The sequence below is a fragment of the Pseudoalteromonas sp. McH1-7 genome (assembly GCF_013366255.1).
GTDB classification, from domain to species: domain Bacteria; phylum Pseudomonadota; class Gammaproteobacteria; order Enterobacterales; family Alteromonadaceae; genus Pseudoalteromonas; species Pseudoalteromonas peptidolytica.
The window spans coordinates 12541-30898 of the sequence record NZ_JABWPQ010000018.1 but is presented as its reverse complement, the minus strand read 5'-3'; the positions used below and the strand labels follow the sequence as shown (position 1 = coordinate 30898).

Below are 18358 nucleotides of genomic sequence, written 5' to 3'. Positions count from 1 at the left end.
ACCACTACCTTTTACATCATTACTACATCAAACTGTTCTTGGCTGTATAAGCTCTCAGTTTGAATACTGACCTGTTTACCTATAAATAGTTCAAGCTCAGCCAAGTTATGGTACTCATCATTAATCAAAGCCTCACTCACCGCAGGAGAGGCATACACCATGAACTTATCAGCGTCATACGCTCGATTAACACGGACTATTTCACGTAAAATTTCATAGCATACGGTTTCAACTGTCTTTAACGATCCTCGCCCAGAGCAAGATGGACATACATCACAAAGAATGTGCTCCAAGCTTTCACGCGTGCGTTTTCGCGTCATCTCAACAAGCCCTAGCGCAGAAAGTCCATTAATATTGGCTTTTGCTCGGTCTTTGGACAACGCAGTTTCTAAAGAGTGCAATACGCGGCGTTTATGCTCATCCGATACCATGTCGATGAAGTCAATAATGATGATACCACCAAGGTTTCTGAGCCTGAGTTGCCTTGCAATAGCAGAAGTCGCTTCAACATTGGTATTAAAAATGGTTTCTTCTAAGTTACGGTGGCCAACAAACGCTCCAGTGTTGACATCAACCGTTGTCATCGCCTCAGTTTGATCTATGATCAAGTAGCCGCCTGACTTTAATTCTACCTTGCGATGTAGTGCTTTTTGTATTTCAGATTCGACATCAAATAAGTCAAAAATGGGGCGCTCACCAGGATAGTATTCCAGTGCGCTTGCCAGCTGTGGAACAAACTCTTCGGTAAATAATTTTAACTCTTGATAGGTCAACTTTGAGTCAACACGGATGCGCTCCATGTCCTCACCGACATAATCACGCAATGTTCTAAATGCCAAAGTCAGATCTTCGTGCAAGATCCTTGCTTTACTGGTTTTGCGGCGGCGCGTCACTATCTTCTGCCATAACTTTTTCAGAAATTCCGCATCGTGTTTTAGTTCTGCTTCTGAAGCACCTTCGGCAGCGGTGCGAACAATAAAACCGCCATTTTCATCATTATATTGAGCAACGATTTCTTTTAATCTATCTCGTTCTTGTTCTGTTTCAATACGCTGGCTCACACCGACATGTGTCGCATCTGGCATAAATACTAAATAACGAGACGGAATGGTGATATCTGTGGTTAGCCTAGCGCCTTTAGTACCCAGCGGATCTTTCACCACTTGCACCATGATAAATTGCCCTTGCTTTACCAGTTCGCGAATATCTTGTACTTTTTTAACTGGTGAATCTGCAACTCCTTCTTCGATAGAAGCACTGTTGACAATATCAGAAGCATGTAAAAACGCAGCTTTCTCCAAACCAATATCAACAAACGCAGCTTGCATACCGGGCAACACTCGGCTCACTTTTCCAAGATAGATATTGCCAACTATTCCCAAGTTGCCGATGCGCTCAACCTGTACCTCTTGCAGCACACCATTTTCTATTAAGGCTACACGACTTTCACTGGGGGTGACGTTAATTAGTAGTTCGCTACTCATAATTATTTAAAAACCGTTGTATTAATTCATCCGTCTCATATAAAGGTAAGCCCACAACTGCAAAATAGCTACCTTGGATCTCAGTAACAAAGCGCCCGCCTAGCCCCTGGATCCCATAACCACCCGCTTTATCTTGCGGCTCTTTGGTCTGCCAATATGCTTCAATTTCAGTGTCATCTAATTCCTTAAAGGTCACATCCGTTGTCACTACCTGACTCAATACTTTATTAGGATCAGCAAGTGCGATTGCGGTCATTACCTGATGAGTATTGCCTGATAGGCGTCGCATCATGCTGATAAAATCAGCTTTATCACGAGGTTTTCCAAGTGCCTCGCCATCAATCACCACAACAGTATCACTGCCCAATACAGGTCTGTCGGTATAACCTTTTGCGACGCCCGACTGCGCTTTTAAACGCGCGAGCCGCTCAACCAATTGTATGGCGGTTTCACCAGCCAATGGGCTTTCGTCAGCATCAATACTAAACTGCTCAAAGGCATAACCTAGTTGCGATAACAATTCACTGCGTCTTGGAGAAGCCGAAGCGAGATATAAATTGGTTGGCATTATCGGATCCTAAACTGTCTACGGTATTTTCTCAGTAGCGGGAATATCCACAACCAGCACACCATGCCTGTAACTGCAGGCCACAAATAATGCGGGTTAAAGTAGATATCAAGCAAGAAATGATTAAGCCAGAATTGTAACAAATGATAGAGAGCCAAAAACAATCCAATTAATACTGCCTGCTGCCAAATAGAGAAGTTACGAATTTTTTGAAAATTACTGGCTGTGATGTAAATGCAAATTGAGTAAGTTAGTGAGTTTACTCCAAGTGGTGCCCCCATAGCCAAATCAATGATTAATCCGGTTACCCAAGCCCAACCAATATTAACACGGTGCGGTACAGCCAAAGACCAATACATTAGCACTAGTAAAACCCAATCAGGGCGAAATGGCTCTAGGGAAAAAGGTAGTGGCATCAAGGCCATGATCAGAGCTACAAATACGCTGAGCGCAATTAATAAACCACTATTTTTACTCATTATTAATTGCCTCTTGCCTGCGCTTACCTAGCACCACTAACAATCGGATCCGATCAAGTTGTGCCACAGGCTCAGCCTGCACTTGTGCAAATGGCAGCCCTTCATCACGGTCAATTTCAGTCACAACTGCGACAGGGTAACCCTCTGGAAATGTCCCACCTAAACCTGATGTCACTAATATATCCCCAATTCGAATATCCATACTATGGGGGACATGCGCGAGGCGTACACTGTTTATTTTACCGGTTCCCTCTACTACTGTTCTTACGTCATTTCTTAAGATCCTAACCGGTGTTGCATGGGTAGTATCCGTCATCAGCAAGACACGCGATGTTGTAGTACCAACTTGGGTAAGTTGCCCGACTATACCCATTTCATCGATCACAGCCTGGCCTTCACTAATGCCATCAATAGTGCCGCGATTGATTACGACCTGGTGACTGTATGGATTTGAATGTACAGACAACACCTGAGAAATAAGCCTTTGGTTGCCTTCTCTAGCAGAAGCTCGCAGTAAGGCACGTAGTTCCTGGTTTTCCTTTTGCAGAAACTGTAATTGTTGCAGTTGCTCACTTTGTAACAGTTGTTTTTCTCTGAGTAACTGATTTTCTTGTTGTAATTTATCTCGCGTATTTAGGCTCTTTAACCCAAAACTAAATGCTTCATATGGAATATTGGCAACGTACAATAAAGGACTCACGAGCGTATTCAAACTCGTTCTTACCATCGTGCCGCCAGCTGTGTAGCGATCGCCAATGATCAGAATAATACTAAGCACAACTGCGACAGTAAGTCGCAGTTGTAATGGGATGGTTCGGCCAAAGAGTAAATTCATCAGTCGTAGCTAAAAACATCACCACCGTGCATATCAATCATTTCTAGCGCTTTGCCTCCCCCTCTGGCGACACAAGTCAATGGATCATCAGCAACGACAACTGGTATCCCGGTCTCTTCCATTAGCAAGCGATCGAGATCTTTTAGCAAGGCACCACCGCCTGTGAGCACCATACCATGAGCAGAAATATCAGATGCCAACTCTGGTGGGGACTGCTCAAGAGCAACCATAACCGCACTGACAATCCCCATTAATGGCTCTTGTAACGCTTCTAGGATCTCATGCGAGTTTAGGGTAAAGGAACGCGGCACACCTTCAGCAAGGTTACGGCCACGAACCTCGATTTCAATCGGCGTTTCACTCTTAAAGGCAGAGCCAATTTCATGTTTAATATGCTCGGCCGTTGCTTCACCAATTAAACTTCCAAAGTTGCGACGCACATAGTTGATAATAGCTTCATCAAACTTATCACCACCGATACGTACTGATGAAGAATAAACGACACCATTTAGCGAGATAATCGCCACTTCTGTAGTACCGCCACCAATGTCGACAACCATTGAACCTGTGGCTTCAGATACCGGTAAACCAGCACCAATTGCCGCGGCCATCGGCTCCTCAATCAAGTATACTTCGCGCGCGCCTGCTCCCATTGCTGACTCACGGATAGCACGCTTTTCAACCTGAGTTGCACCACACGGTACACAAATAAGTACGCGTGGGCTAGGACGCATAAAGTTATTATTATGTACTTGCTTAATAAAATGCTGCAGCATCTTTTCTGTCACATAAAAGTCAGCGATTACACCATCTTTCATTGGACGAATGGCTTTTATATTACCCGGTGTTCGACCCAGCATTTGCTTTGCAGCAGTACCAACAGATGCGACACTTTTTGGTCCACCGGCACGCTCCTGTCGAATAGCAACGACTGACGGTTCATTCAGTACTATGCCTTCTTCTTTTACATAGATAAGTGTATTAGCTGTCCCTAAGTCGATAGAGAGATCGTTAGAAAATAATCCGCGTAATTTTTTAAACATGAGGCTGGGTGACCTTTCAGAATTCTGTCAAACAAAGCAGCGTTAATCGCTGCTCTTAATTTACTACTTAACGCTCTCGAACAAGTCGAAAGCCTATATAATTCGCTCTAAAATCTGGTGCTAAAGCTAAGCGAGTTGATACTCTTGCCAAGCTCGGAGCAAAATTCCACGCACCACCACGTACAGTAACATCCTGTTGAGATGCACGCTTCTGCGTCCACTCCCATACATTTCCAACTGTGTCATACAGACCGTAACTATTTGGTGAAAACTGACTGACTGGAGCTGGGCTTTTATTTGACCACTCACTTCCGCACCAGCCACAATTTGCTAAATTTCTACCAATTTCATTTCCCCAAGGGTACTCTGAAGTTGTACCTGCGCGAGCAGCATATTCCCACTCGACTTCATTGGGTAATCGATATTGTTGTCCTTTTTCACCAGATAACCAATTAGCGTACGCTTTAGCGTCATCGTAAGCAACGCAGACAACGGGAAAATTATCTGATTGCTCATAGCCTGGGTTTTGCCAGTTAAATTCAAGTTCCCAAACAGGTTCACCGTTTTTATAAAATGCGCACCCTTTACCCTGCTCAGCTAACGTTTTATAACCCGTGCTTTGTGCAAAACGCCGAAAGGCGGCAACCGTGACTTCAGTACTTTGCATTGCATATGAGTGGCTTAGCACTTTTTCCACAATTGGACGCTCATTTGGCAAGCCATTACCCGTTAAGTCTCCCATCTTGAAAGTGCCAGCTGGAATAATCGCGAGTTCATTTTCAGTAGGTGACTGAGCAATAGACTGAACCGGTGAAGTGTTAGTTCCTGTTTTTTTACTGACTAACTGAGTAACTGACTGACGCTTTTTGACTAACTTTGCATTGATAGTTTGTGCTGCTTGTAGATGAATTCGCGCTTTGTAAGGTTCGTAACCGATTTTTCTGATTTCAACATCATAGAAGCCCGTTGGGATAGCAACCGTCGTTTTGGTCGCACCATAGCTCACTCCGTTGATGAATACTTCGTCATCGTAAACATTAGACCGTAATGTCAGCTCGACTGTTTTATCAGCCGTTTGTGACTTTTTTACAAGGGGGGTCTCCACGATGGGTTGTTTAGCAATAGTAGCCACATCCACCGTCGTGCTTTGTTTATCTGTAAAAGTCAGTTGGTCGTCGCTGTATATTGCCGTGTAATTTGATTGGTAATTGACGGCCAGTGGAGTGCCATATTCAACACAATAACGGTTATCTAAGCTTAACAAGTTACATAAACGACTGCTGTTTACATCGCCACGCATCGTCACACTTAAATTCACGCTGTAATTGCCTTGACCACTAAACCCGCTATTTACAACATGACTACTAACTACGTGTACCTGCGCTCCGGCCATATTGCGTTTTGGCTCAACCACTCTGCTTTCTGTCAAGTTAGCAAAGATTTGGTCAATAAAGCGTTTCGTTGCTTTTTGCAAACCCATCTGTTGACCACGCTGTTCACAAGCAGCCAAGGTTTCTGTGCGTTTACAATTAATCGTATGCTCTATCTCTAATGTACCTTCGCGAGTAAATTCGTTGCGAAGCCTTTCAACTCGTGCAGTACCGAGTTGATCCTTGAGGTTTTCAAGTGTATTCACCAAAGTATGTTTGGTGATGCGAACCTGCTCAATATCTTTTCGTTGAGATGCAATTGCCGCTATTTGCATCGCAATATCTTCTTTGTTTTGCTTGTGATCTGCTACCGCTTGTTGATAACGAGACTGCGCTGCGGAAATATCAATAGAGGGATCGTCAATCAACCTTCTATACAGCTCATTCATCGCATCCAATGCTTGATTTTTCTCTTTGTCTAACTCTCCAGACCGTTTGCGCAGTAATTCAAGCTGAGATTGTAGACGTGTTTCTTCTGCTAAGTGCTTTTCCAACACAACCGAGTATTTATCTAATTCAGTTTGCTTAGTAGACAGCTCAGATTCAATGGCTGTGACCGTCGCAGTGTCTTGCGCCATAGCGCTTGAAGCAACAGTACTCATGGCCAGAATAGAGGCCGAGACAATAAAAGTTAAAGGAGCAATTCGCATATGTTCCATTCCCAACAGCGGCAGTTGTTTGGTCTTGTTATTTCTTATAGTTAGGGCTCTATGCTATGTACTTACAAAGTAAAACACAAGCTTTGCACAATTAATATCTGAGTTTACAACTATTAACCAGCGTCTTGCCAGTTTTTAGATGAGATTTTGTCGATTTTTCTCTCTCATTACGCTGCGTTACACATTTAACATGACAATCTTCGCATCACTTAAAAAAGTAGTAACAAACACTGGAGTGAAATGTTGATGCTGTTTACCATAACACAGTGTCTGTTCATACCAACCTCGTCATGTTAGCAATCAAAGATATTAAAGAATCGCCAATTCAAATCATCAATCATCCGATACTGGAAAAATATGGTCTTACATTGCAAGTGAAACGTGATGACCTGATCCATCCAGTAATTCAAGGAAACAAATGGCGGAAGTTGAAATATAACTTACTTCATCTACAAAAATCCGGACTTGAAGAGCTGATCACCTTTGGCGGTGCTTTTTCTAATCATTTATACGCTACGAGTATGGCATGTAAACTATTTGGAATAGCAGGCCACCTGATTGTCAGAGGTCCAGAACTGGACTATCACAACCCTACACTAAAAATGGCGAGCGCATGTGGGCTAACCCTACACCCCGTCAGTCGCATAGAGTATAGACAAAGGTCGAATCCTGATTATTTACTGCGGTTGCAAGCCAAGTTTGAAAATGCCTTTATTATACCTGAAGGAGGAAGCAACCACTTTGCTTTACAAGGTATTCAAGAGCTTGCCACTTCACTACCACAGAGTGACTATATAATGACAGCTGTCGGTAGCGGAGGCACACTCGCAGGCCTGATAGCTGCATCGAAAAGTTCCCAAGTACTTGGTGTTACCGTGTTAAAAGGCGCGCAATACTTAGAACAAGAAATAAAAGCGCTACTACCCAACGATTGCTTTAATACTTGGGGACTTCTACATGACTTTCATCATGGCGGATATGCCAAAACCACACCGGAATTACTCTCATTTTGCGCTCACATGAAGGAAAAGTACGCACTCCCCTTGGAACCTATTTATACAGGCAAACTATTTTTCGCTATATTCTCTTTGGCACAGCAGGGTTATTTTGATAGCGGCAGTGTGATCACCGCTATCCACACAGGTGGATTACAAGGACTTGATGGGATGCGTTACATGCAGCAAGACCACCGTTAATCCTTGCGACACGGTGGTGTAAGTACATAATCAATATGTTGTGAGGATATTTATTGCTACCGCCACATCGGGTTAGTGAATATCCGCAAGCTGTTCCAGAGGCGCTGAAAAATAATGTCCTTGTGCGCCTTTAACGCCTAAGCTTTTAATACAACTTAACTCGCTTTGTGTTTCGATGCCCACAGCGTATACAGGGATCCCTAACCCTCTAGCTTGTGTAACAATTTGCCTTACGGTTCGTTTCCGATAAGCCGATTTCTCAATTTCATGCACCAATTCATAACTCAACTTAATCGCTTTGACCTGTTTGATAAGTGGGGTAGAAGCCAGAGATACCGTTTGTGTTACATTGTCCAAGTAAAGGTCACAACCTAAGCCTTTGAGCCGTCTAAAGGCTTGAAGCAATCTTTCTCCATGTAAATGCACATCTTCAATACTAAGCTCAAAACCGATTGCAGAGCCACCATGGGCAGCGACTATTTGCTGCTCTAACCAATCAATAAAAGTTTGATCTAGCCAGCTATTGATATGCAAATTTATACTGACCTTACCAAAGCTCTTTTCTTGTTGATAAACCGAAAGTACTTGCTTAACAATAGCCCTATCAAGAAATTGAAATTGCTCTGGTGTGTATAGATGCTGCATCACTTGTTTTGCAGAAATGCGTCCCATTTCCTTATGAGAGACCCTTAACAAGGCTTCGCTCACAATGACATCTTCCACCAAAAAATCGAACAGCGGCTGAAAAAACAATGAAAATTGTCCTGTTTTAAGATGAGTGAGCAGCATTTCACCATCTTCATTTAATCTTCTTGCGAGTAACTCTGTCAGGTGAACTAAGTGGGTATGTTGCCACACTTGATTTTGCGCAATCGCAAGTGCAGACTTTGCACTCTGATAAACTTGCGTTTGTTGCTTATTCTCTTGATAAAGACACGCCCCAAGCTTTACTTTGCTACGCGATAGGTCACCACGAAACGCTAACATGACTTTAAAAACGATTTCATGCATCTGCTTCGCCAATTCCATGCCTTTACTGGTATCAACCTGCTTTACGGTAACCGCTAATGCACCCGATGGTAAGTATTTTACCGCCACCGTACCAAACTCACTGAGCCCCTTAACCAATGCAAGCTGAAAGTGTAGCTGTAGATCAACCTCTTTTGGTGAATGACACTGCCAATGTACTAGTGCAAACAACGCATAACCTTCTTCAGATTTTATTGGTAACAATGTGCGCTCATCGTTATCTTCTTTGGGCTCAGGCTTACCGTATAAGAACCACCAGCGATGAACGAAAAGAACAAGACCAAAAAAAAGCAAATTGAAAAAAATAAGTAAGTGACCATGACTGACCCAGACAGGTTCATGATAGAGCACAACCGACCTTTCGTTAACCACAAACCGGTGAGCTTCGTGCTTTGCCAGAGGTAAAGTGCTGAAACCATGATTTGCCGCAATGCTCTCAGCATCCTGTTCCACTTTACTGGCTGTTAATTGAGTTATTTCAGCAGCAGCCGCTTCTCCTTGGCTGTGAATTTGCATGTGCAGCAAGTGTTGAATTAGAAAATTTAAGCATAACAACACAACCAAGCTGACCGCGATTAACTTGTTCCTGTATTGACTACTACATCCATCTAACAGCTGACTTGGCATAAGGCTTGATTTGGTTTGAAAGATAACTGAAGTGTTGTTCAAAATTGCACAAAACTCAAGCAAGGTTGAAGGTTATACCAATTTTCTTAATTAAGTGGACTATTTTGAGGCGAGAAAATCTTGTCGATAACCAGGCAAAAATTTTGCTATTTAGTTGTTCTAAATAAGAAATTTTTAACGCTGTTAGCGTCAGATTTACTCCTTCAAATTGAGCAAGTATTAAGTCAAATTGGTATTAAATTACCTCTATAAACTAAGCACCTGAGAACAAGTCAGAAAAGTGGTCGCGTTCAATATCAATTTATACGGAAAGGTTCCTATGAGGAAATCAATTACAACAACCCCAGCACGAGGCTGGGGTTAGAAAAAATTACACTATTTCACATGTTCTTTAGAACGGAATATCATCATCAAAATCGATTGGTGGCTCCATAGGGTTTGAGCTACCGCCTGACTGTGACTGGTTTTGATTCTGTTGCGGTGCAAACCCACCTTGCGATTGACCACCAAAGCCAGAAGATTGTTGTGTATTCTGCTGCGATTGCTGAGGTGCAAAGCCACCTTGTTGCTGGTTTGACTGCTGCTGTGGCTGCGCATACTGTTGTTGTGGCGCTTGATTATAGCTTTGTTGGCCATAGTTATTTTGCTGTTGCTGACCACCTTGGTATTGACCGCCGCCTTGGCCTTGCTGCTCACCACGGCCACCCAACATCTGCATTTGACCACCCATGTCTACAACAATTTCTGTTGTATACTTTTCTTGGCCGCTTTGATCTGTCCACTTACGAGTCTGCAAACGCCCTTCGATGTATACTTGTGAGCCTTTTCTCAGGTACTCACCAGCCACTTCTGCTAGCTTGCCAAATAGTACAACTCTGTGCCACTCAGTGCGCTCTTGTAGTTGACCGGTATTTTTATCCTTCCAGCTGTCTGTTGTCGCGATGCTGATGTTAGCCACACCATTACCATTTGGCATATAGCGAACTTCAGGATCTTGGCCCAGATTACCTACCAAAATTACTTTATTAACACCACGTGCCATGGCATTGTCTCCTCACATTATGACAAGCCTAGCAGTTGCTTGGCTTGCTTCAAATCAAAAACTTTATCGTCTACTTTCAAGTAACTACGATTCTCGTCACTCACGACTGTCGCTTCAAGCACACCTGGCAATAGAACTAGCTGTTCTGCTAACTTCGATGCTTGCTGTTCACTACCTACAGCAGCAACCAGACTAATCGTTTTGCTTTTTGGTGGCACTTGCATGCCCCAAGCGATAACGAACCATATTACCCCAATAATAGCCGTTGCGGCAAATATCGTATCGATCGCAAAATTTTGTGCCAACACTCCACCAAGTGCACCACCAATAAAGGCTCCCATAAATTGTCCAGAGGAGAATATCCCCATCGCAGAGCCCTTTTGATTTGCAGGAGCAATACGGGAAACCAGCGCAGGCATCGTTGCTTCAAGAAAATTGAATGCAATAAAATATATTAGCATCGCACCTGCAATAACCCATAAGGAATCAACGTAACAATATAAAATAGCTGAGCTTACTACTAACATTGCTATCGACAGTAAAAAGGTTTGCTTCTCTTTTTGTTTACGGATAGCCACTATCATCATCGGAGCCATTAATAAAAAGGCTAACAAGAAAACTGGGATATAAAGTTGCCAATGTTTGTCAGCTGCTAATCCATCTCGAATTAACTGACCAGGTAAAGCAACAAAAATAGTCGTTAGGGTTAGATGTAGAAGAAGCACACCAAGATCAAGCCTCAGCAGCTGTGAGTGTTGCAACAGACGTCGAATATCTGAAAAACTGGCGACCGTATCGCCTTTTGGCGCTTTATTAACGGCGTTAGGTACCATAAAAATAATAATGGCAATGCCGACAAACGCCAGTAGTGTCGTTAACCAGAAGATCCCGGCAATACCAAATGAAGCAGCAACCATAGGTCCTAAGAGCATAGCAAAAGCAAAACTCATACCTATGCACATACCAATAACAGCCATTACTTTAGGACGCTGCTCATCACGACTCAGGTCGGCAGCTAAGGCAAGTAGCGCGCTTGCAATTGCCCCCATTCCCTGTAAAGCACGACCAAGTGTGACCCAATAAATACTATCTGCTAACGCAGCAATAATAGAACCTAATGCAAATACCAGTAAGCCTGCAATGATAATAGGTTTACGACCAAACTTGTCAGATAACCACCCCATGGGAATTTGCAACAATGCTTGAGTTAAACCATACGCACCAATAGCTAACCCTATCCATAACGGTGACACATCTTCTAGGGATTGACCGTAAATAGCCAATACCGGCATCAACATGAACAAGCCAAGCATACGAAAAGCAAATACACCAGCAAGAGAAATAGCGGCTCGCTTTTCTATCGGATTTAAAGAGTCAGTAGACATAAGGCGGAATTCGTCCCTAGCAAAAATCACGCGCAAGTTTAACAAACTCTAGTGCTAACTTACACTAATTAGCAGAATAAAGTGTGTGATAGAAAAGCACGGTTAGACCTCAGTTTACGCTATATTTTTCAGTTATCTGATTTAATTTACCACTGCGCTTTAAGCGCTCAAATGCCTGTGTTAAGCGCTGTAATCGCTCAATCGAAGTGCGCTTTTTGCTGAAAGCAAAATAAACTGGATCTTCGTTGATAATCAGAGAGTTTATTGTAAACATCTCAAAATCTGGGTTGTTTTGACTCTGGTATAGAATATTGAATTTCTCTTCCAAAAAACCAGCAATACGCCCCTTTTTCAGCAAATTAAGTTTTACTTGATTATCTGGAACAAAGATGAATTGTGTTTCATTGTCTTTACGTTGTTTGAGCCGCTGAGTAAATGCCTCACCGTAATAGGCGTTACGTTGAATGGCAATTGGCTTTGAGAGGTGGAACAACGACTCTAATGAATCTAATTGATATGGCGCATGTGCATTCATTGCAAATACAATCGTTTCCATTCTTTGAGGACCAATAAAATAGGCATACTGTTCACGCAAAGGTGTTTTGGTAACACTTAAAATAAGATCTATTTCTCCTTCTTCTAGCAGCTTTAATGCCCGCCCCCAAGGAATACTCACAAAACGATAACGGCAACCCGCTTCATCCAGTAAAGCCTTAGCAAAATCCACATCCATTCCATGCCACACTAAATCCTCATCCAATTTTGATTGTGCCGCATAATTTTCAAACCTTACCACCAGCTCACAAGCCATAATACCCTGACAAAACAGCGCGAATAAGAGTAATAGTCGATACAAAGTACTGATCTCTGACTGATCGGTTTAATAAGTTTAGTTCGTTTAGCACAGATAACTTAATTTTATATTCGGGATGCGGTAATCTGTTCACTTCACATCATGTTATGACTGGTTCATATTTCATTTTGATGAATTAGTATCGCTCACTCACTACAGCACACGAGAAGACACAAGGGTCGTATGGATAAAATAGAAGTCAGGGGTGCCCGCACCCACAATTTAAAAGACATTTCTCTCACCATCCCTAGAGACAAGTTAATAGTGATCACAGGTCTCTCAGGTTCAGGTAAGTCGTCGTTAGCATTCGATACTTTATACGCGGAAGGTCAGCGACGCTACGTTGAGTCATTATCGGCATACGCGAGACAGTTTTTATCATTAATGGAAAAACCCGACGTCGATCATATCGAGGGGTTATCTCCAGCCATCTCTATTGAACAAAAATCGACCTCTCATAACCCACGCTCAACGGTCGGCACAATTACCGAGATATACGATTATCTTAGGTTGCTATTTGCTCGTGTAGGAGAGCCGAGATGCCCAACTCACAATTTGCCTTTAGCCGCGCAAACTATCAGCCAAATGGTAGACACTGTTTTAGCATTGCCACAAGACAGTAAATTAATGCTGTTGGCACCGGTGGTGAAAAATCGTAAAGGTGAGCATGTCAAGCTACTAGAGGAACTTGCCAGTCAAGGTTTTATACGGGCGCGTATTGATGGTGAAGTCTGCGATTTATCAGATCCACCAACACTTGAACTTCAGAAAAAGCACACTATCGAAGTTGTAGTCGATCGCTTTAAAGTCAAGCCTGGACTTGAACAACGCCTAGCAGAATCCTTTGAAACGGCACTGGAGCTAGCTGATGGCATCGCACAAGTTGCCTATATGGATGACAACCAAGCGGAAGAATTGGTCTTTTCAGCTAATTTTGCTTGTCCAAGCTGTGGCTACGCGATGACCGAGTTAGAGCCTCGACTCTTTTCTTTCAACAACCCAGCCGGAGCTTGTCAAAGCTGTGATGGCTTAGGAGTAAAGCAATACTTTGATCCAAAACGAGTCGTCCAAAATCCGGAGCTCAGTTTAGCTGGCGGGGCAATCAAGGGATGGGATAAGCGCAGCTTTTATTATTTCCAAATGCTAAGCTCTGTTGCAGAACAATACGGTTTTGATCTTGAAACTCCATTTAAAGAGTTACCTAGTAAATTCCAAAAAGTCGTATTGGAAGGATCAGGAAAAACCAAAATCGCTTTTAAATATCGCAACGATAGAGGCGATTTGATCACGCGTAATCACGAGTTTGAAGGTGTACTGAACAATATGAACCGCCGTTATCGAGAAACGGAGTCTAGTTCTGTGCGTGAAGAGCTTGCAAAATATCAAACCAGTCAAGCCTGCCCTAGCTGTGATGGTTCGCGACTGCGAGAAGAGGCGCGTCATGTATTTATCGGTGCGACCAACTTACCCGCTATCACAACTATGAGTATTGGTGAAGCAAGTCAGTTTTTTACTGAGCTGGCGCTTAGTGGGCAAAAAGCCCAAATCGCAGACAAAGTATTGAAAGAAATTCGCGATCGACTGTCATTTTTGATCAATGTTGGCTTGAACTATTTATCACTAGAGCGCAGTGCAGACACTTTATCCGGCGGAGAAGCTCAGCGCATCCGTCTTGCTAGCCAAATTGGAGCTGGTCTTGTTGGCGTAATGTACGTGTTAGATGAACCTTCCATTGGGCTACATCAACGCGACAATGACCGTCTGCTCAAAACGCTGACTCATCTAAGAGATCTTGGTAATACTGTTATCGTTGTTGAACATGACGAAGATGCTATCCGCGCAGCCGACCATATCATTGATATTGGGCCAGGTGCAGGTGTTCATGGTGGCTATGTTGTCGCTGAGGGTAATCGCGATGACATAATGCAGAGTAAAGACTCACTCACTGGGCAATATCTCAGTGGTGAAAAACGCATAGAAGTACCAGCGCAACGACACCTCAGCGATGACAAATGGTTAGAGTTGAAAGGTGCAACTGGCAATAACCTTAAGAATGTTAACTTGAGCGTTCCAGTTGGTTTAATGACCTGTATTACGGGAGTGTCAGGTTCAGGTAAATCCACTTTAATCAATGACACCCTATTTAAGCTTGCTCACCAAGAATTGAATGGCGCAACGACCCAAGAAGCGGCCCCCTACGAGTCAATCCAGGGTCTTGAGCATTTTGATAAAGTCATCGATATTGATCAAAGCCCTATAGGCCGTACTCCAAGGTCTAACCCTGCAACTTATACCGGTATTTTTACCGCCATCCGTGAACTATTTGCAGCGACCCAAGAAGCGCGTTCACGTGGCTACAAAGTAGGTCGCTTCAGTTTCAATGTCAAAGGTGGTCGTTGTGAAGCTTGCCAAGGCGATGGTGTCATTAAAGTAGAAATGCACTTTTTGCCGGATGTTTATGTACCTTGTGATGTATGTGCAGGCAAACGTTATAACCGTGAAACACTTGAGGTGCTTTATAAAGGTAAAAACATCCACGAAGTACTAGAGATGACTGTTGAAGATGCCAGAGCATTTTTTGATAAAATCCCAGCAATTAACCGCAAACTGCAAACGTTAATGGATGTTGGCCTTTCTTACATTCGTTTAGGGCAAGCCGCAACAACTTTGTCTGGAGGCGAAGCACAGCGGGTTAAGCTTGCGCGGGAGTTATCAAAACGAGATACAGGTAAAACACTCTACATTCTCGACGAGCCGACAACTGGGTTGCACTTTCATGACATACAACAACTACTTGCCGTGCTCCACCGTCTGCGTGACCATGGCAATACAGTACTTGTAATCGAGCATAACCTAGATGTCATCAAAACCGCGGATTGGATTGTAGATTTAGGTCCTGAAGGAGGAGCTGGAGGCGGACAAATATTGGTATCCGGAACGCCTGAGACAGTGGCAAACTTTGCAGGTTCTCATACCGGAAAGTACCTAAAACCTTTATTGTCATAATTTCTAAAAATCTCTATTATTGGTGCATAATAATTATAAACTTGCTTATTATGCACCAACTTCTTGCACCCAAAAATTTTACCGCCTACTTAGCTAAATTACGCTTTGGTTTTCAGCAATTTTGGCAAAGCCTAACACTCGCTCAGCGATACTACTTAATTAGCTTCCTTATTTTCCTCTTCAGTGTTACACAACCCGAAGATCATATTTTTACCGCGTGTTTGATTTTAATCACCACAGTTATTGCGTTGTGTTACGAATTTTGGCCCCGCATCATCACATTTTGGGAAAGCATTCCTGGTAAAACATTAATTCTGTTGTTTTACGCCTTAATCGCCAATTTTGTTCTGGTCCAAGCAGACGGCAGGATAAATGATTTAACTGGAGTCAGTACCGATAACTTTCCTTATACCCATAACCTCAGTGTTTTACTGTCATTACCAACATGGTTTTTTATTACTAGCACTTTCTTGTTGATACTGACGCAGCTTTTAATGACCTTCTATGTGGTGCTGCTATTCTTACTAAAGCCACTTCGTATCAAGCCATTTTGGCATGAAACCCACTATCGATTCCCTGCGACTACCGCAATCATTCGGCTTATCATGTGTTTTGTTCTACTTGCTTTTTTGGTGCTAGGTATAACAAAGTCAGGAGCTTCAAACACCATTGGAGAGCTTTCATCTGATTTTAAAATCGATGAAAATGGCATTACCTTTGAGGCGCGAGGAACTGTACCAGAAGCAGCCGAGTCTCTCACGACGGATATAAAAGCAGCGTCAACTGAGCTGAATGAGCTTCAAACAACGCCACCAGAAACACAAACTAGTGAGTCAACGTCGCTCTCAGTTTCTATTAACAATGGTTCAGAAACAGATAAGTCAGATGCTAGTCAAAACTATGATGAGGTGCTCAACCAAATTCTCGCCTATTTTATCTTTCGTTTTGAATCCGACGGTAGTTCGCGTTGCGAACATACCGAAGGGAGTAACATAGTCGAGCTAAACGATTATGAAATATTGGAGATCATGCCAAACAGCACAGCTAAATATGGTTATACATATACTGTTAAGCCCTGCATCTCCGCAGCCATAGGTCACCAGTTTAAAGGGCTTAAACCATAAAGTGAGCTAACGACTCTCGCTCTTGTTGACTAAGTGATTTTGAAGACTTTGTAGCAAAGTCATATCGAACCATAGTTGTTCTACCTTCAGCGCAGCACTCTTGGTGCTGCCAAGCTTGCTGTAATATCACAAAGGAGCTATTGCCAACACGCTCAATCACGGTCTTTATCTCCACCTCTTGACCATAAAATAGCTCGCCTTTAAAGGTTACTTCTATCTTCGCTACGATTAACTTCCATGCTTTGGGATTTAAATCAGGTGTAAATATTTTGAAAATAGGTGTGCGCGCAGCTTCAAACCATACGGGTAGTACGGTATTGTTAATATGTCCAAGCACGTCGGTGTCACAAAAACGCGGCATAAGTTTTTCAGACAACATGATAACTCCAATAAAAACTAGGGAAAAACATGAGTGATTTTATTCGCGTTTATGATAACGCACTCAGTTCAGACTTTTGTGATGAATTTATTCAGACCTTTGATCGCAGCCCACACTTACAGCAAGGAACCACATCTGGTGGTGTGGATTTGAACAAAAAGGTGAGTCAAGATCTCTATTTAAATTCTTATCCTGACTATGCCAAACAGTTACAGTACATTCAACAGGTTACAGCAAAGCACTTATTTGAATACCTTGAAGAACACTTTTTTATGATCATTGGTGCGTTCGGGCTTAAAGTGTACCATCCAAAAACAGGGGAACCTGTCGATGTAACTGTGGATAACTTTGAAGAAGTCGGCAAGCCACAACTCCCCGTGCTCACTCAGCAGCTGTTTCGTTTAGGTGCAATTCAAGCACAACGATATCAAATAAATAAAGGCGGCTACCCTTATTGGCACAGCGAAGTTTATCCTCAACACGACCATAATGAGGCTTTACACAGAGTACTATTATTTATGTTTTACCTTAATGATGTAGAGGAAGGTGGTGAGACTGAATTTTATTATCAGCAACGTAAAATTGCACCAGTAAAGGGTTCAATGGTTATCGCTCCTGGGTACTTTACTCATACTCACAGAGGCAACATTCCCATTTCCAACGACAAATACATATTAACCTCTTGGGTCTTGTTCAATAGGGCAGAGCAACTTTACGGCACACCTAAATAAGCTGAACCTTGCAGAATAAATAAAATGCGATGAGCAAAATCAGATGTACGAAAACATTATGTACTAACACTCATTTTGCTCGTATAAACTCAGCCCACTCCTTCAGCATTGGCATAAAATCTTCGTAACCGCAAATGGCCATCATACCTGATTCATCTAACGCTAACGCATCTTCTTGATACTGCATCACGTCCTCACTTTCATGAAACAACGCGTGACTTTCAAACAAGGCTTCTTGTGGGGTAAAAGTCGCGCGAATTTCTTTACCTGTGAGAATAAGCTCTTCCTTTTGAAAAGAGAGCACTTCTAATTGAGAAATTAATGCTCTTACACTGTTATGATCAAGTTCTTCAGACAACCATCGGCCGATTAAAGCATGTTCATCATTAAAGCGAGCACGAAAGCCTGAAAGTGGATCACGAATAAATTGGTATTCCATTGTTACTATTTGCTAAAAAATACACCTTTGCATTATACCCCAGTAGTAC

General features: G+C 42.7%; 16 protein-coding genes. 4 read left to right on the top strand and 12 right to left on the bottom strand.

Annotation, left to right across the window (positions count from 1 at the left end; translation table 11 throughout):
• Positions 1–11: 11 nt before the first annotated feature.
• From rng to HUZ36_RS13455, 6 genes are all read right to left on the bottom strand, one after another.
• Positions 12–1484: a ribonuclease G gene (gene rng / locus HUZ36_RS13480; RefSeq protein ID WP_125251187.1), complete on the bottom strand. Its 1473-nt coding sequence runs from the start codon at positions 1482–1484 to the stop codon at positions 12–14.
• Positions 1477–2052 (bottom strand): Maf family protein, encoded by a 576-nt coding sequence (locus HUZ36_RS13475; protein WP_147389362.1) that lies wholly within the window; start codon positions 2050–2052, stop codon positions 1477–1479. Before HUZ36_RS13475 ends, rng begins: the two co-directional genes overlap by 8 nt.
• Positions 2052–2531 (bottom strand): rod shape-determining protein MreD, encoded by a 480-nt coding sequence (gene mreD, locus HUZ36_RS13470; RefSeq protein WP_125251189.1) that lies wholly within the window; start codon positions 2529–2531, stop codon positions 2052–2054. The genes HUZ36_RS13475 and mreD overlap by 1 nt, the downstream gene beginning before the upstream one ends.
• Complete coding sequence (gene mreC, locus HUZ36_RS13465) at positions 2524–3366, bottom strand: rod shape-determining protein MreC (protein WP_128730842.1); 843 nt, start codon at positions 3364–3366, stop codon at positions 2524–2526. Before mreC ends, mreD begins: the two co-directional genes overlap by 8 nt.
• Complete coding sequence (locus HUZ36_RS13460; protein ID WP_010376642.1) at positions 3366–4409, bottom strand: rod shape-determining protein; 1044 nt, start codon at positions 4407–4409, stop codon at positions 3366–3368. The genes mreC and HUZ36_RS13460 overlap by 1 nt, the downstream gene beginning before the upstream one ends.
• A 67-nt stretch (positions 4410–4476) precedes the next feature.
• On the bottom strand, positions 4477–6489 hold the full coding sequence (locus HUZ36_RS13455; protein WP_176033131.1) for an SUMF1/EgtB/PvdO family nonheme iron enzyme: 2013 nt from the start codon (positions 6487–6489) through the stop codon (positions 4477–4479).
• A gap of 299 nt (positions 6490–6788) precedes the next feature.
• Here HUZ36_RS13455 and HUZ36_RS13450 point away from each other — a divergent pair, with 299 nt between their 5' ends.
• Positions 6789–7694, top strand: a complete 906-nt coding sequence (locus tag HUZ36_RS13450; RefSeq protein ID WP_176033130.1) for a 1-aminocyclopropane-1-carboxylate deaminase/D-cysteine desulfhydrase — start codon at positions 6789–6791, stop codon at positions 7692–7694.
• 72 nt (positions 7695–7766) lie between these two features.
• Here HUZ36_RS13450 and HUZ36_RS13445 read toward each other — a convergent pair whose 3' ends face one another.
• The 4 genes from HUZ36_RS13445 to HUZ36_RS13430 form a co-directional block, all read right to left on the bottom strand.
• A complete protein-coding gene (locus HUZ36_RS13445; protein WP_252094951.1) occupies positions 7767–9239 on the bottom strand; it encodes an EAL domain-containing protein in 1473 nt (490 codons plus the stop codon).
• Positions 9240–9741: 502 nt separating this feature from the next.
• The gene (gene ssb, locus HUZ36_RS13440; protein ID WP_125251194.1) at positions 9742–10392 is read right to left on the bottom strand and encodes a single-stranded DNA-binding protein; all 651 of its coding nucleotides are present in this window, start codon (positions 10390–10392) and stop codon (positions 9742–9744) included.
• 17 nt (positions 10393–10409) lie between these two features.
• Positions 10410–11777: an MFS transporter gene (locus HUZ36_RS13435; RefSeq protein WP_176033128.1), complete on the bottom strand. Its 1368-nt coding sequence runs from the start codon at positions 11775–11777 to the stop codon at positions 10410–10412.
• A 109-nt stretch (positions 11778–11886) separates the two neighbouring features.
• A complete protein-coding gene (locus tag HUZ36_RS13430; RefSeq protein WP_125251196.1) occupies positions 11887–12633 on the bottom strand; it encodes a substrate-binding periplasmic protein in 747 nt (248 codons plus the stop codon).
• Between the two features lie 180 nt (positions 12634–12813).
• Between HUZ36_RS13430 and uvrA the strand changes: the two genes are divergently transcribed.
• Both uvrA and HUZ36_RS13420 read left to right on the top strand, forming a co-directional pair.
• The gene (gene uvrA, locus HUZ36_RS13425; protein ID WP_147389515.1) at positions 12814–15636 is read left to right on the top strand and encodes an excinuclease ABC subunit UvrA; all 2823 of its coding nucleotides are present in this window, start codon (positions 12814–12816) and stop codon (positions 15634–15636) included.
• A 50-nt stretch (positions 15637–15686) separates the two neighbouring features.
• Entirely contained in the window at positions 15687–16760 is a 1074-nt protein-coding gene (locus HUZ36_RS13420; protein WP_125251198.1) for a hypothetical protein, read from the top strand.
• On the opposite strand, the gene HUZ36_RS13415 is transcribed toward HUZ36_RS13420, so the two are convergent.
• On the bottom strand, positions 16750–17139 hold the full coding sequence (locus tag HUZ36_RS13415) for an acyl-CoA thioesterase (RefSeq protein ID WP_176033127.1): 390 nt from the start codon (positions 17137–17139) through the stop codon (positions 16750–16752). The two genes, HUZ36_RS13420 and HUZ36_RS13415, sit on opposite strands and share 11 nt — an antisense overlap.
• 29 nt (positions 17140–17168) lie before the next feature.
• Between HUZ36_RS13415 and HUZ36_RS13410 the strand changes: the two genes are divergently transcribed.
• Entirely contained in the window at positions 17169–17870 is a 702-nt protein-coding gene (locus HUZ36_RS13410; protein ID WP_125251200.1) for a 2OG-Fe(II) oxygenase, read from the top strand.
• A gap of 70 nt (positions 17871–17940) precedes the next feature.
• Here HUZ36_RS13410 and HUZ36_RS13405 read toward each other — a convergent pair whose 3' ends face one another.
• Complete coding sequence (locus HUZ36_RS13405; RefSeq protein WP_176033126.1) at positions 17941–18309, bottom strand: YacL family protein; 369 nt, start codon at positions 18307–18309, stop codon at positions 17941–17943.
• Positions 18310–18358 lie beyond the last annotated feature (49 nt).

Coding starts and splice junctions, on each gene's coding strand:
- rng (WP_125251187.1), bottom strand. CDS start 1,484: ATGAGTAGCGAACTACTAATTAACGTCACCCCCAGTGAAAGTCGTGTA.
- HUZ36_RS13475 (WP_147389362.1), bottom strand. CDS start 2,052: ATGCCAACCAATTTATATCTCGCTTCGGCTTCTCCAAGACGCAGTGAA.
- mreD (WP_125251189.1), bottom strand. CDS start 2,531: ATGAGTAAAAATAGTGGTTTATTAATTGCGCTCAGCGTATTTGTAGCT.
- mreC (WP_128730842.1), bottom strand. CDS start 3,366: ATGAATTTACTCTTTGGCCGAACCATCCCATTACAACTGCGACTTACT.
- HUZ36_RS13460 (WP_010376642.1), bottom strand. CDS start 4,409: ATGTTTAAAAAATTACGCGGATTATTTTCTAACGATCTCTCTATCGAC.
- HUZ36_RS13455 (WP_176033131.1), bottom strand. CDS start 6,489: ATGCGAATTGCTCCTTTAACTTTTATTGTCTCGGCCTCTATTCTGGCC.
- HUZ36_RS13450 (WP_176033130.1), top strand. CDS start 6,789: ATGTTAGCAATCAAAGATATTAAAGAATCGCCAATTCAAATCATCAAT.
- HUZ36_RS13445 (WP_252094951.1), bottom strand. CDS start 9,239: ATGCAAATTCACAGCCAAGGAGAAGCGGCTGCTGCTGAAATAACTCAA.
- ssb (WP_125251194.1), bottom strand. CDS start 10,392: ATGGCACGTGGTGTTAATAAAGTAATTTTGGTAGGTAATCTGGGCCAA.
- HUZ36_RS13435 (WP_176033128.1), bottom strand. CDS start 11,777: ATGTCTACTGACTCTTTAAATCCGATAGAAAAGCGAGCCGCTATTTCT.
- uvrA (WP_147389515.1), top strand. CDS start 12,814: ATGGATAAAATAGAAGTCAGGGGTGCCCGCACCCACAATTTAAAAGAC.
- HUZ36_RS13420 (WP_125251198.1), top strand. CDS start 15,687: ATGCACCAACTTCTTGCACCCAAAAATTTTACCGCCTACTTAGCTAAA.
- HUZ36_RS13415 (WP_176033127.1), bottom strand. CDS start 17,139: ATGTTGTCTGAAAAACTTATGCCGCGTTTTTGTGACACCGACGTGCTT.
- HUZ36_RS13410 (WP_125251200.1), top strand. CDS start 17,169: ATGAGTGATTTTATTCGCGTTTATGATAACGCACTCAGTTCAGACTTT.
- HUZ36_RS13405 (WP_176033126.1), bottom strand. CDS start 18,309: ATGGAATACCAATTTATTCGTGATCCACTTTCAGGCTTTCGTGCTCGC.